This window comes from Bacillus luti (assembly GCF_001884105.1).
GTDB lineage: Bacteria > Bacillota > Bacilli > Bacillales > Bacillaceae_G > Bacillus_A > Bacillus_A luti.
Map to the genome: position 1 here is coordinate 63758 of NZ_MACI01000024.1, position 14531 is coordinate 78288.

Annotated in this window: 13 protein-coding genes; 3 read left to right on the forward strand and 10 right to left on the reverse strand. The window is 36.0% G+C overall.

The features are described from left to right. Nucleotides 1-154: 154 nt before the first annotated feature. Nucleotides 155-835 carry a lysoplasmalogenase gene (locus tag BAQ48_RS06655; RefSeq protein WP_071710470.1) on the reverse strand — a complete coding sequence of 227 codons (681 nt, stop codon included), beginning with the start codon at nucleotides 833-835 and terminating at the stop codon, nucleotides 155-157. Between the two features lie 121 nt (nucleotides 836-956). Then, entirely contained in the window at nucleotides 957-1907 is a 951-nt protein-coding gene (locus BAQ48_RS06660) for a DMT family transporter (protein ID WP_000845683.1), read from the reverse strand. A 272-nt stretch (nucleotides 1908-2179) separates the two neighbouring features. Between BAQ48_RS06660 and BAQ48_RS06665 the strand changes: the two genes are divergently transcribed. Beyond that, nucleotides 2180-4105: a heavy metal translocating P-type ATPase gene (locus tag BAQ48_RS06665; protein ID WP_071710471.1), complete on the forward strand. Its 1926-nt coding sequence runs from the start codon at nucleotides 2180-2182 to the stop codon at nucleotides 4103-4105. A gap of 189 nt (nucleotides 4106-4294) precedes the next feature. Here the strand turns inward: BAQ48_RS06665 and BAQ48_RS06670 are convergent, their stop codons facing one another. Genes BAQ48_RS06670 through BAQ48_RS06680 form a run of 3 tightly spaced genes read right to left on the reverse strand, consistent with a single transcriptional unit; the run spans nucleotide 4295 to nucleotide 6198 of the window. After that, entirely contained in the window at nucleotides 4295-5158 is an 864-nt protein-coding gene (locus tag BAQ48_RS06670; protein WP_071710472.1) for a YihY/virulence factor BrkB family protein, read from the reverse strand. A 6-nt stretch (nucleotides 5159-5164) separates the two neighbouring features. Next, entirely contained in the window at nucleotides 5165-5680 is a 516-nt protein-coding gene (locus BAQ48_RS06675) for a DUF4075 domain-containing protein (RefSeq protein WP_001085401.1), read from the reverse strand. Between the two features lie 53 nt (nucleotides 5681-5733). After that, nucleotides 5734-6198, reverse strand: coding sequence for a low molecular weight protein-tyrosine-phosphatase (locus BAQ48_RS06680; protein WP_000250918.1), 465 nt, complete (start codon nucleotides 6196-6198; stop codon nucleotides 5734-5736). Nucleotides 6199-6372: 174 nt separating this feature from the next. On the opposite strand from BAQ48_RS06680, the gene BAQ48_RS06685 reads away from it, so the two are divergent. Together BAQ48_RS06685 and BAQ48_RS06690 are read left to right on the forward strand one after the other, a co-directional pair. Next, on the forward strand, nucleotides 6373-6597 hold the full coding sequence (locus BAQ48_RS06685) for a DUF1128 domain-containing protein (protein WP_000366197.1): 225 nt from the start codon (nucleotides 6373-6375) through the stop codon (nucleotides 6595-6597). A gap of 192 nt (nucleotides 6598-6789) precedes the next feature. Further along, a complete protein-coding gene (locus tag BAQ48_RS06690; RefSeq protein WP_071710473.1) occupies nucleotides 6790-9456 on the forward strand; it encodes a cation-translocating P-type ATPase in 2667 nt (888 codons plus the stop codon). A 35-nt stretch (nucleotides 9457-9491) separates the two neighbouring features. On the opposite strand, the gene BAQ48_RS06695 is transcribed toward BAQ48_RS06690, so the two are convergent. The 5 genes from BAQ48_RS06695 to BAQ48_RS06715 all read right to left on the reverse strand — a co-directional run bounded on the left by BAQ48_RS06695 (nucleotide 9492) and on the right by BAQ48_RS06715 (nucleotide 14518). After that, on the reverse strand, nucleotides 9492-10574 hold the full coding sequence (locus BAQ48_RS06695) for a toxic anion resistance protein (protein WP_001064411.1): 1083 nt from the start codon (nucleotides 10572-10574) through the stop codon (nucleotides 9492-9494). A gap of 18 nt (nucleotides 10575-10592) precedes the next feature. Further along, nucleotides 10593-12224 (reverse strand): YceG family protein, encoded by a 1632-nt coding sequence (locus tag BAQ48_RS06700; RefSeq protein ID WP_071710474.1) that lies wholly within the window; start codon nucleotides 12222-12224, stop codon nucleotides 10593-10595. Nucleotides 12225-12333: 109 nt separating this feature from the next. Further along, on the reverse strand, nucleotides 12334-13125 hold the full coding sequence (locus tag BAQ48_RS06705) for a TerC family protein (RefSeq protein ID WP_071710475.1): 792 nt from the start codon (nucleotides 13123-13125) through the stop codon (nucleotides 12334-12336). Nucleotides 13126-13197: 72 nt separating this feature from the next. Further along, nucleotides 13198-13776, reverse strand: coding sequence for a TerD family protein (locus BAQ48_RS06710; protein WP_071710476.1), 579 nt, complete (start codon nucleotides 13774-13776; stop codon nucleotides 13198-13200). 157 nt (nucleotides 13777-13933) lie between these two features. Next, entirely contained in the window at nucleotides 13934-14518 is a 585-nt protein-coding gene (locus BAQ48_RS06715) for a TerD family protein (RefSeq protein WP_000146724.1), read from the reverse strand. Nucleotides 14519-14531: the final 13 nt, after the last annotated feature.

Here is a 14531-nt window from a genome sequence, read left to right on the forward strand (position 1 = left end):
TAAAAATAACATCCTCATAAAGTGAAACTTTAATCACCCCTCACCAATCGGGATTTTATAGGCAGCCCGACTTCTACCTCAAATTCGACTGGAGCATAGTAATAAAAAAGATACTCTCAAAATAGTTAATCTACTATTTTTGAGAGTATCTTTTTTATAATCCTACATATACAATACACATTTGAGCCGCGACATATGTAAACCAAATCCAAAGTGGTTCATACTTCAGTTTGCGTCCACCAATATCTGTTACACCAATAATGAAGTCTGAAATCACAAACAATAAACCACCAAACGCTGGTGCCCACCATATGCCTGAATTCCCGTAATATAAGGCGAATGCAAAGCAAGCCATTCCTCCAACCCATAATCCGTATACGAGAGCTCCTATCGTAAACAACTTATCCTGTTTTTCATTTCGGATAAAAAAGAACCATCCTATAATGAGAAAAAGTCCATATACGAGTAAACCAATCCAAAAACCATTCCACGAAATTCCTGTTTGCAAAAATGCTTTTACATAAAAACAATGAGCAAGAGCAAAAGTAACCATCCCTCCAATTAGCCTGTGACCAATTGGAATTAATCCGGCCATAAACAAATCTCCTACAGTCGATAAAGTCATACCAAGCGCAACCCACGTACTATATTCTGCCGATGGGTCTTGTAACCATATGAAAATGGCACTACCTGTTAAAGAAAAACTAAGAATAAGACGAATTGCTAAAGGCAACGGCATATTTTCCTTCGTTCTTTTTGTCTGCCGTATTGCATAAATCGCCCCCATGAAAAAAAGAATGATTTGCCCGATTAACACCATGTAAAGTACGTTCATAATATGTTCTCCTCAATAAATGCTTTTTGTATCTTTTTTCGTTGCACCTAGTCTATTATCCTTTTTCTATATAAAAAAGAAGAACAGTACTGTTCTTCCATTGTAATCGTTTTCCCTTTATCTATGCTACTTGTTTTTCTTGCTCTATTTTTTGCTTAGCTGGCGTTCTATTCACCACGATAATTCCCGCAGCTACACATGCTAAACCGAATAATACAAATGAATGAATTGTTTCACCTAAAATCATACTCGATAATAATACACCAAATACAGGTATAAAGAACATATACATTGATACTTGTCCAACCTTATTGTACTTCATAATTGTATTCCAGATGCAAAAACCAGCTGCAGATAAGAAAGATAAATAGATTAGCATAAGTATTGCATGTAAACTAAATGTAAATGGCATTGCACCTACTTGAAATACTCCTATACATAACAATCCTATTGACCCAAAAATCATTTGATATGCTGTCATATATCCAACATCTAACGTTTTGCTACCTTCTTTCGCCAATATATTCCCATAAGAATACAGCATTGCTGCACTAAGAAGTAATAAACTACCGATTCCGAAATGGAATGATAAACTACCATCACTCGGTACATTTACTAAAACGACACCACAAAAGCCGATAGAGACTCCAATTATTTTTCTCATATTGAGAGCATCATCTTTATATAAAAAGTGCGCGAGTATAATTTGAAAGAATGATGATGTGCCCGAAATAATAGCTCCTTCAATTCCCGAACTATAACTCATTCCGATATAAAAACATATATATTGAAGAAATGTTTGAAATAAACCAATTTGTACTAACTGTTTCCCCGTTCCTTTTTTAAAGTTCATATCTTTTCCTAACACTTTAAAAAAGCATAAGAGCATGACTCCAGATAAGAAGAAGCGATAACCAGCAAATAATATTTGCTCTCCAACTTCTTGTGGCTGAATTCCAAGTTCAGCATAACTTAATTTAATGAAAGGGAATGCGCTCCCCCATAAAAAAGTTGCTACTATTGCAGCAATAAATACGCCAATCGGATGGGTAAAAAATTTCTCTGTCTTCACTTGTTGTCTTCCTTTCCGATCTTTTTATGAACAATATCCATATATACCAAAGGAACTGTGAAAACACAAGTTTTCAGTTTATACTTAAAACAAAAACATACCATCTTTCAAAAACATATGTTATACTATAGAATAATTACAACATAATAACTATTAAAATTATTTTCAACAGAAATGCTGCTATCCATTAATGGATGGCAGCTTTCGTCGTTTTATAGGGGTTTCGATTTTGATTCTTCTTCTCAATAAGAATTTGAAAGGGGTGAGTAATAATGAACTCGGAAGTAAAAACATTACCATCGAAACAAAACGTACCTACTCCATCTTGGATTCAAACATTAAAAAAGCACTATGAACTTATATTTGCAATCGCATCTGGTATTTTTATTTTAGTTGGCTGGTTACTCACAAAGAACGATGCAATACATGTGGGTATTACTTGCTATATCCTTGCTTATATAGTTGGTGGGTATGCAAAAGCGAAAGAAGGTATTGAAGATACCATTGAAGAAAAAGAGCTAAATGTCGAAATGCTCATGCTCTTTGCTGCTATTGGGGCTGCAGTAATTGGCTACTGGGCAGAAGGTGCTATTTTGATCTTCATCTTTGCACTAAGCGGTGCGATGGAATCTTATACATTAAGTAAAAGTCAAAAAGAAATTTCAGCGCTTCTTGATTTACAACCTGAAGAAGCGTTACGTATTTCAAATGGAACCGAAGAACGTGTTCCTGTTAGACAATTACAAATTAACGACATTATTTTAATTAAACCTGGAGAACGCGTTCCTGCTGACGGTACAATTCATAATGGTGAAACAAATATCGATGAAGCAGCTATCACCGGGGAACCTATTCCTAATGAAAAAAAACATGGTGATGAAGTATTTGCCGGCACTGTAAATTTACGTGGGGCTATCGAAGTTATAATTACGAAGCCGAGCGATCAAACACTATTTCAAAAGATTATCCGTCTCGTTCAAAGTGCACAAAGCGAAAAATCCCCATCACAACTATTCATCGAAAAATTTGAAGGAACATATGTAAAAGGGGTACTAATCGTTGTTGCGCTTATGATGTTCGTTCCTCATTTCTTACTTGACTGGAGCTGGAATGAAACGTTTTATCGCGCTATGATCTTACTTGTAGTCGCTTCTCCTTGTGCACTCGTTGCTGCCATTACACCAGCGACTTTATCTGCAATTTCTAATGGAGCGAGAAATGGAATTCTCTTTAAAGGTGGCATACATTTAGAACGCCTCGCCTCAGTAAAAGCAATTGCCTTTGATAAAACAGGAACATTAACAGAAGGAAAACCTACCGTAACAGATGTATATGTTCGAGAAAATATAACAGAAAAAGAAGTACTTTCTATTACAGCATCAATTGAAAGTCACTCTACACATCCTTTAGCTGAATCCATCGTGAAATATGCACAACATGCGTATGACATTACATTAATAAAACCAGAAAATGTTGAAGATGTAACTGGTTTTGGGCTAAAAGGAATATTCGAAAACAAAGCTTATAAAATAGGTAAAGCTGATTTTATCGGTGAAGAAACAAAGACATTTCATAATGGTATTTCTGCCGCGCTTGAAAAAGAAGGTAAAACTGTCGTTTATATTAGTGATGAAGAAGGTATTCTTGGACTTATCGCTTTAAAAGATACGCTTCGTCAAGAAACAATAGCTGCCATCCGTGATTTACAAAGTATTGGTGTTGAAGCCATTATGATTACCGGCGATAATGAGGAAACAGCAAAAGCAATTGCCTCTGAAAGTAATATAAAGGAATATTACGCATCGTGTTTGCCAGAAACAAAAGTTGAAACGATTAAAAAGTTAAAAGAAAAATACGGTACAGTAGCAATGGTCGGAGACGGTATAAATGATGCCCCTGCGCTCGCTACTGCTAGCATTGGTGTGGCAATGGGTGAAGGAACTGATGTAGCCTTAGAAACTGCAGACGTTGTACTTATGAAGAACGAACTATCTCGACTTTCGCAAGCAATCCGTTTATCAAAACGAATGAACCGTATTGTGAAACAAAACGTAATCTTTTCGCTAGCTGTAATCGCAATGCTTATTTGTTCAAATTTCTTGCAATTTTTAGCTCTTCCATTCGGTGTTATCGGGCATGAAGGAAGTACGATTCTTGTGATTTTGAATGGCTTACGATTATTAAAAGGAAACAAATAAAACGGGTCCCTCATAGAGGACCCGTTTTTTTAATGGTAGCTATTATGCCCGTTCGCACTACTACTCGTTTTATGCTTTGGATGCGAACTGCTCTTTTGTTTATTGTTATTTTTATTGTTGTGGTTCTTTTTATTATTACTCATGAAATATCCCCCCTGTTCCCTTTTATTATGGAACAAGAGCTCATTTTTAATTACGGGAATTATTGTCACCCGTTCTATAATGATGGAGTAAACCATTAATTTCACCGCCAAGTAAAATTACCCATCCAGTTAAGTAAAACCATAACATTAAAATAATGATACCACCGAGACCACCATATGTATTGGCGTAATTTGCAAACTTATCTACATAATAAGCAAATGAGTACGATACCACAATCCATCCTACAGTAGCGAATGTTGCTCCTGAAATGACTTCTCTTCTTTTTAACTTTCGATCTGGTGCAAATGTATATAAAAAACTAAACAACGCAAATAGTACGAAGAAACTAGCTACTAATCGTGTAATACTCCACACGTAAGAAAAACTATCCGATAAACCAATTGCTTTAAATACCGCTGCCCCAATCACTTGTCCGAAAACTGGAACAATGAGTGCAAACACAATCATGAAAATGATCGCTAATGTAAACACAATTGATAACGCTCTCGTTTTAATAAAAGAGCGTGTTTCTGTTACATCATACGCACGGTTGAAAGCATTCATAACCGCATTCACTCCGTTTGAAGCAAACCATAGCATGGATAGTAAACCAAATGATAATAAACCACCATTTTGCTCATTTACAACTTTATCTACGTTCACTTCAATTAAGTACATTGCATCTTCCGGTACATACGGTTCTAATAAATTGAGCACACTTTCTGTTTGAAGGTCAATGAATCCAAGAAGCGTAATTAAGAAAACAAGCCCAGGAAAAATCGCAAGCAAGAAGAAATAAGCGAGCTGTGCTGCCAAGCCCGCTACATCATCGCGCATCGTTCGGTCATACAAATCTTTACCAAACGAATAAGTACGATTTCTCCTCACCTTTTCTAAAAATTTTTTCATATATGTTTAAACGCTTTTCTTCTCTTCTTTATCTTGCTTTAACTCAATGTACGCTTCAGTTTTTTTTTCCTCTACATTTGAGTCTTTCATAAATAATTCACGCGCTTCTTTCATACCACCATCTTCAGCTACTACTGGCTCTTCTTCTGCTTTCAGCTCATCTACCTTCGACGATACAGCTTGAATTTCAATTGTTTCTGGCTTTTCTACTTGCTCAATTTTTTTCTTACTAAAAATTTCTTTCGTTTCTTTTAACGTTTCTACAACAGACGGCGTCAATTTTTTGATTTCTGCTACTTTCGCTTTCACTACATTGAAATCAGCAAGTTCGCGTCCTTTATCTGTAACAGTTTGCACTTTTTCTTTGATCTTTGCATTTTCACCAATTTCAATCATCTTCGTTTTTGCTTTTTCCGCAGTATTTTTTACTTTTTCACGGTTTTCTTTCTTCAACATAGATACAGCTACACCTGCAGCTACACCAAGTGCAATATTTCGAGCAATATTATTTTTCTTCGCCATATTCCTTCACCCTTTCATTTCTTATGTTAGAAAGTATTTCTTTCTAAGCTTCCTCATATTCCTTGTTCATTTCGAATGAAAGCTAATAGCTTTGCACACCCTTCTGTTACAAGGTCATATACTTCTTGGAAATTCCCTGTATAGTAAGGGTCGGGAACGTCTGTCCAGCCACCGTCTGGAACAAAATCGGACAGCCTACCAATATAGCCTCCAGTTTTACCTAAACTTTTTAAATCTGCTATATTCTTGTTGTCCATGGCAATAATATAATCAAACTTTGTTAAGTCTTCTTTTTCTACTTGCCTTGCTTTAATTCCTTCAAAAGTGACTGCATTTTCTTTTAAAATTTTTTGTGTTCCTTTATGTGGCGGATGACCAATATGCCAATCTCCAGTTCCTGCAGAATCAATGACAATTTTCCCTTCGAGTCCCTCTTTTACGACAAGATTTCGAAAAATCGCTTCTGCCATCGGAGAACGGCAAATGTTCCCAAGACAAACAAACAATACTTGAACCATATTTTTGTCTCTTCCCTTCTTGGTGCATTTCTTAATATATACTTATAGTATAAACAACCAATTATTAAATATAAAGGAAATCCCTACTAATTTAATAGGATTGAAAAGATTCATTAACGAAAATGATAAAAAATGTTAAGATAGCCTTATGTTATTTTAAAGGGGGACACTTCGGTGGATTTATCCGTAAAGTCAGAAGAAAACGTTGAATATATGGTCGAAGCTATTAAAGAAAAATTACGTATGGTTAATGCTGGAGCAATGAGAGCTGCTAGCTTTAATGAAGAAATGTACGAAGACTTACGTGACATTTATGAGCATGTTATGAAACGTGAAACATTCAGCATTAGTGAAATGCAAGCTATTACAGAAGAATTAGGTACATTAATTAAAAAATAAAAAAGCCTCTCTTATATGAGGCTCTTTTTTATTTCCAACAAATTCATGACAACTCTTCTGTTTCCCTCAACCAACTGTAAAATACTGTACAATAGAAGTAGAACCTCATCTTAGATTTTTTCTCCATACATACTACTCACAAATAATAGCAACACTACCATTGCTAACTGTTTTTACTGGAGGTGCTTACTTATGAGCAATTGGTACAGTAAGACGAAAGATCAAATATTAACAGATTTTAAAACAAATGAACAAAATGGCTTAACAACCGAAAGCGTAGATGAACGTGTAAAGCAGTATGGACCAAATGAGTTGATCGCAAAACAAAAGCGCACTTTATGGCAACGGATTTTTGCCCAAATTAATGATGTCCTCGTATACGTCCTTCTTATCGCCGCCCTTATTTCTGCCTTTGTAGGAGAATGGGCCGATGCAAGCATTATCGCACTCGTTGTCATATTAAATGCAGTTATCGGCGTTATCCAAGAGTCCAAAGCTGAGCAAGCTTTAGAAGCACTAAAGAAAATGGCAACGCCTAAAGCTATCGTAAAACGCGGCGGTGAGCTACAAGAAATTCCATCTGAACAAGTCGTTCCAGGTGATATTGTCATGCTCGATGCAGGACGTTATATCCCATGTGATTTGCGACTAATCGAAACGGCAAATTTAAAAGTTGAAGAATCTGCTCTCACTGGTGAGTCCGTTCCTGTTGATAAGGATGCACTTTATCATCCTTCTATGCAAACGGATGAACAAGTACCACTCGGCGATCAAAAAAATATGGCCTTTATGTCTACTCTTGTTACATACGGGCGAGGTGTCGGTGTTGCTGTTGAAACTGGAATGAATTCACAAATTGGTAAGATTGCTACCCTTTTACATGAAGCAGACGATGATATGACACCACTTCAAAAAAGCTTAGCACAAGTCGGTAAGTATTTAGGCTTTGTCGCTGTAGCTATTTGTATCGTTATGTTTCTCATCGGCTTTTTACAAGGACGAGATACGTTAGAAATGTTTATGACTGCTATTAGTTTAGCTGTTGCAGCTATTCCAGAAGGCTTACCAGCTATTGTTTCCATCGTTCTAGCAATTGGTGTGCAGCGCATGATCAAACAAAATGTTATCATTCGTAAACTACCAGCTGTTGAAGCGCTTGGGTCTGTTACAATTATTTGTTCAGATAAAACTGGTACGTTAACGCAAAATAAAATGACCGTTACTCACTTTTATGGTGATACCACATACAATCGCTTAGAAAGTTTAAATGTGAATAACGATACGCAACGTCTACTGTTAGAGAATATGGTGCTATGTAATGATGCGTCTTATAGTAGTGAATCACAAACCGGAGATCCAACTGAAATTGCTCTTCTCGTTGCGGGAAGCTCTTTTAACATTCAGAAGGACGATTTAGAAAATAAGCATAAACGTGTTAACGAAGTACCTTTCGATTCCGATCGTAAAATGATGTCAACTGTACATACATACGATGAAAGCTACTATAGCATGACGAAAGGTGCTATCGATAAACTCTTACCTCGATGTACTCACATATTTAAAAACGGTAAAATCGAAGTTCTAACAGAGGCTGATAAAAATCAAATATTGGAAGCTGCTCAGTCCATGTCGCAAGAAGCTTTAAGAGTACTTTCATTCGCATTTAAACAATACAATTCAAGCGATGTGGATATAGATCATCTTGAAGAAGACCTCATCTTTATTGGTCTTGTCGGTATGATTGATCCACCGCGTACAGAAGTAAAAGATTCCATTACAGAATGTAAAAAAGCCGGTATTCGCACAGTTATGATTACTGGTGACCATAAAGACACCGCATTTGCAATTGCCAAAGAACTTGGCATTGCTGAAGAAAAGTCTGAAATTATGATAGGAACTGAATTAGATAACATTTCAGATACAGAACTAGCAAGCAAAATTAATCACTTAAATGTATTTGCTAGGGTCTCTCCAGAGCATAAAGTAAAAATCGTAAAAGCATTACGTGCGAAAGGAAATATCGTTTCTATGACTGGTGATGGCGTCAATGACGCTCCATCTTTAAAGCAAGCAGATGTTGGCGTAGCGATGGGTATTACAGGAACAGACGTTGCAAAAGGGGCTGCAGATGTCGTGTTAACAGATGATAATTTCTCATCTATCGTGAAAGCTGTTGAGGAAGGTAGAAATATTTATCGCAACATAAAAAAATCAATTCTTTTCCTACTCTCTTGTAACTTTGGAGAAATTATCGCTTTATTTTTAGCCATTTTACTTGGCTGGGCGACACCATTACGCCCAATCCACATTTTGTGGGTCAATTTAATTACCGACACACTTCCTGCACTATCACTTGGTGTTGACCCTGAAGATTCAGATGTGATGAAGGAAAAGCCACGACGTGCGAAAGAAAGCCTATTTAGCGGTAGCATCCCTTTTCTTATTTTCAATGGGGCTGTCATTGGACTTTTAACGCTAGTAGCCTTTATCGCCGGAGCAAAATTCTATACTGGAGATACAAATTTATTCCCTCTTTTCCCAGAGCGAATTGATGAAGATGCCCTATTACATGCTCAAACGATGGCATTTGTCGTTCTTAGTTTTTCTCAGCTCGTTCATTCATTTAACTTGCGTTCAAGAACGAAATCGATTTTTTCAATTGGGATCTTTACAAATAAATATTTAGTCTTCTCCCTTCTTATCGGTGTTCTTATGCAAGTTTGTATCATTTCCATCCCACCTCTTGCCAATATATTCGGTGTGCATGCATTAACGATGCGAGATTGGGGATTTGTTCTCTTATTAAGTATCATTCCGCTTGTTGTGAATGAAATCATTAAATTAGTGAAGAGAAACTAAAAGGCAATGAGGACTAGTCCTCATTGCCTTTTCATTTATCCTTGTAATTCTTTTTTGATGTTCTCTGTTAATGTAGCCATACGCTTGCGACTTTCTTCACGCTCACGTTTGTTTTGCTCTTCAATTTGTTGTGTTTCTTGCATACCTCTTGAAATGATGTTCCAAGTCTCTTCAAGTGTTTCCATCTTAATACTAGAAGAGCCTGATAGCCTTGCCACTTCCACACTTTGAGTTGCAATATTTTGTGCATTTTTCTTAAGTAACTCATTTGTACGACGATCCAGTTCAGCCATAGAATCTGCAACAAGCTTTTGACGCTTCGCATTTACCGCTTGAATGATACCATTTTTAAAGATAGGAATCGTTGTAATAAATGCTGTATTGATCTTACCGATTAATTTATTGTTACCACGTTGAATCATACGAATTTGTGGTGCTGTAAGTAAAGCAACCATACGTGCCTTTTCTAAATCGTCAATACGCTGTTCTAAAATTTCAACAGAGTTTTTAAGCGACTCTAATTCAATACCTGCTAATTGATCATTATTACGTACACGCTCTTCATACATCGGAACTAGCTCTGTATTTAAACGATCTAATAACATTTCTCCTGCTACTACGTATTTTTCTAAGTCTAAGTAATATTTTAAGTTTTGCTCATATAATCCGTCTAACGTACCAATTGATTTTTTCATTTCATCTTGATACTTCGTAATTTCCACGTACACTTTATCAATTTCACGGCCCATCGTTTGATACTTGCTAAAGATTTGTTCAATCATTTTATCCGCTTTTTTGAACATACGTGAGAAGAAACCGCTTTTCTCTTCCGCAAAATCTTTGCTATCAAATCGGTCCATAATTTTACCAAGCTGTTTTAATAACTCACCAGAGTCTTCTATTTTTGATAGAGACATTGTATGTAAAATTTGATCTGCAAAGCGTGAAATTTCCATAGATGGTTCTTTTCCAAGCTCAATTAATTCTAATTGGTCTTTAATATCTACCGCATTATAAATACGTTGTACATCCGCATCTTGTCTAAGTTGCAAGCGAACATCTTGTGCTGTTTGCTCATTTAATTCTGTTTTCGAATCTAGTACGACTGGGTTATTCATATGGTATTCTCCCTTTCCTTATAAAAATGGACGAAATAGTCCTTTTATTGTTTGTGATAAATTTTTATAGGCTGATGAACCATGAAACTCAAGATCGAAATTAACTTCTTCAAGCCAATGTGAATCAAATGCCCCCGCTTCAATATACGGTTCAATATCGTTTCTTCCCGTTGGATTGAAATGGAATACATCTACTCCAATTTGGTTTAAAAATAGTAATAAAACAGCATCAGAACGAGTTAATTCTCCACTCTTCTCATTATTAAATATAACAATTTTCGGTACATCTTGTGAATAATCAAATTTCTCAAGATGTTCTAGAATATTCGGTGGTATTTGAGAAAGTTGCGCGAAAACATATAGCGCTACATCTTGTTTCGTCTCTTTTGCAATTGGTTTGCACATTTCACTTTCACACGTATGAATAATCGCTTCTGCAATACCATGTTGTAATCCTTCTGGCAATCGTTTATGCGGCCACCAATGACTGTTCATAATTAAATCTGGATGTAATTTCCCCCCGCGGTCTAATGCATCTCGATAATGATATTGGAAATTCGCTTTTTGTTCTTTCGTAAACGGGAATGTATTGATTAATAAACTATTATCAAATGATGTAACAGCTTTTAATCGTTGAAAATATTCTTTATCATTTTTTGACACACCTGATATTTTTGCAAATAAAGAAGGGATATAAATATGTTTATTTTCAACAAAGAATGTCGGGCGTACAAATGCCTTTTCTTTCGTAATTAAAAAGAGTTCATCGTATGTTGTTTTTAATGTACGCGCTACAGGTGTATATGAACGGAATTGCCACGGTTTGTATAATAGTGAATTATCATGGTGAAGCACTTGCTCAATTTCCTTTGAAGCTTGATACGCTACCGTTGCGACACGTTCACGACGGCGGTCGGGAAATGGTTCCAATGAAATACGACTTTGGTGCGATACGACAAAAGTTCTGCCGTCCTCATCCACATTCTCAAAGCCATCTTTTCCTTCTGGATGATAATAAAGTACATCGCAACCGAGCATAATAAGAAAATATAAGAAATATATACGACTCTCTGTCGCATCACCATACCAAACGATACGCGGCATTTGTTTCTTATAATTGATCGTAGAGAACCACTTCGCTACGTAATTTTCGCTTAATTTAATCATATCGATTAAGAAACGACGGAAACCTTCTGTCTTTAAAGATTGATTATGTTGTTTCTCATATAATTTCAATACAGAAATAAACGTCGTATGTATATAATGCTGTAAATCAGGGTTATCTACTTTCGGTAAAAGTTGTTTCCCTGATAAGTGTGCAACTAACCTATTTACTGTCAGACCATTTGGTGCTTCTTGATGTAATCCAAACACTTCTTGAATATGACGAAGCTTTTCCGAATCAATCACTTTGTTTAAATTTTGTTCGTGTAAAACTTCGATTCCTTTCGCTTCACTATAATCAAACAGTTCATTAAAATATTCATCTACATCATTAGGAACACCAAGGATTCGACTTGCTATATAACTAAATTTCATCTCATTCTCTGTCAGCTCATATTGTGGGCGTTTTTCTAAAAGTGTTTCAAATTGCTTTAAATCTGATTCATCTTTTAATGCATATGGTTGAAGTGTAAAACGTGAAAACACAACAGTTCACCTCCAAAAACATTTACGTTTTTTCTAAGTCCTTCTTCTATTATAAACTATTTTTGGTTATAAAAAATGGGCGCTCGTAAAACGAGCAAACCCATTTCAATTATTTATGATTATTTTTAGTAGCTGCAACTTCTTCTTTAGCTTGTCCAGAATTCTTCATGTAGTGAAGTATAAATGTTGCTCCAAAGGCTACAACTAAAATGATAAAGAATACTGCATGACTTATTTCAATATGAACAACAGACAGTAACATTTTTGCTGCAATAATTAAGATTAAAATATATGCTGTCGTTTCCAGTTCTGGAATACGCTCTAACAATTTTAAGAATACACCAGCGATACCGCGCATCATTAAAATACCGAGCATTCCACCTAATAATAGAATCCAAACTTCATTTGATACACCAAATGCAGCAAGTACGCTATCTACAGAGAACGCGATATCCATTAATTCAACCATCGCAACTGTTCCCCAGAAGACACCAAACATTCTGAAGAGAATACTATTTTGGTTCATACCATGTGCTTCCTCTTCTTCTGCATTACCTTTTCTTTTATCAATGAAGTATTTAACTGAAAGCCAAGCTAAGTAAAGTGCACCTAACACTTTTACCCATGCTAATTTAATTAAGAACATCCCAATTCCAATCGCAATAAATCGGAATACATAAGCTCCAATAAGTCCATAGAATAATGCTTTTTTACGTTTTTCTTCTGGAAGGTGTTTTACCATTACCGCTAATACAAGTGCGTTATCAGCTGATAACAACCCTTCAAGTACAACAAGTGTACCGATTAATCCCCAAGATACTGGATCTTGCAACACTTTAATCCACATGTCCAAGTCGAAAAACTGAGCATACGTATCAAGGATTCCTTGCAAAATACTCATCTTACCTTTATCCCCTATTCTTTGCTAGATTTATAGAAAGGTCAAAAAAAGGAAACGAATATCGTTTCCTTTCTATGCATCCAAGCCATACGCTCTTACAAGCGCACCTAAGCCACCTTGGAATCCACTTCCTACTGCATTAAACTTCCACTGTCCATTATGACGGTATAATTCACAAAAGACAACTGCTGTTTCAATGGAGAAATCTTCCCCTAAATCAAAACGAAGAACTTCTTCGTTTGTTTCTTCATTTGCTAAACGAACGAATGCGTTTCCGACTTGTCCAAAGTTTTGATTACGGCCTTCTCCATCATAAATTGTAACTGTAATAGCAATTTTATGAACATCTGCTGGAACCTTTTTCAAATCTACAACAAGTTGTTCATCATCCCCGTCGCCTTCACCTGTACGGTTATCCCCTGTATGTAAAACAGATCCACAAGGAGACTGTAAATTGTTATAGAAGATAAAATCAGTTTCCTTCGTACATTTTCCGTTCACATCCAATAAAAAAGCAGATGCATCTAAATCAAAATCTGATCCACCGTCATAAGATTTAATATCCCACCCAAGACCAATTACTGCTTTTGTTAAACCAGGGCTTGTCTTACCTAAATCAATCTTCTGTCCTTTTTGCAATTGAATTACCATTTATATTCACCTCTATATTTTAATATTTAAAAATATATCCATCAGTAAACATCTGTTTCACCGATGGATATATAAAGTGAAACTTTAATCAGTGGGGGTTTTCTTCATCCCCACTGATTATTAGCCTTCACCAATCAGGCTTTTACGGGCAAATCTATTACTCTACATCTAAACCGAAATTATTACATAGAGACGCTAATCCACCTTGGAATCCACTTCCGATTGCATTGAACTTCCAGTCACCTGCATGACGGTATAATTCACCTACTACAACAGCTGTTTCAATAGAGAAATCTTCTCCTAAATCATAACGAATTAATTCTGCATTCTTTTCTTCATCTAAAATACGTACGAAAGAGTTAGAAACTTGTCCGAAGTTTTGGCTACGTCCTTCTCCATCATAAATTGTAATTGTGAAGCAAATACGTTCGATATGTGCAGGTACATTTTTTAAATCTACTTTAATCGCTTCGTCATCACCTTCACCGTCACCAGTTCGGTTATCTCCTAAATGCTCTACAGCACCATTCGCACCTTTAGGGTTATTATAGAAAACGAAATCCTCTGCACCTGAAACTTTACCGTTAGCACCTACTAAGAAAATACTAACATCTAAATCGAAATCGTTTTGTCCGTCATAACGATTCGTATCCCAACCAAGTCCTACAAGAACTTTTGAAAGACCTGGATTCGTTTTTGTTAAGTCTACCTTTTGCCCTTTTTTCAATGAAATTGATGCCATATTCAATTCCTCC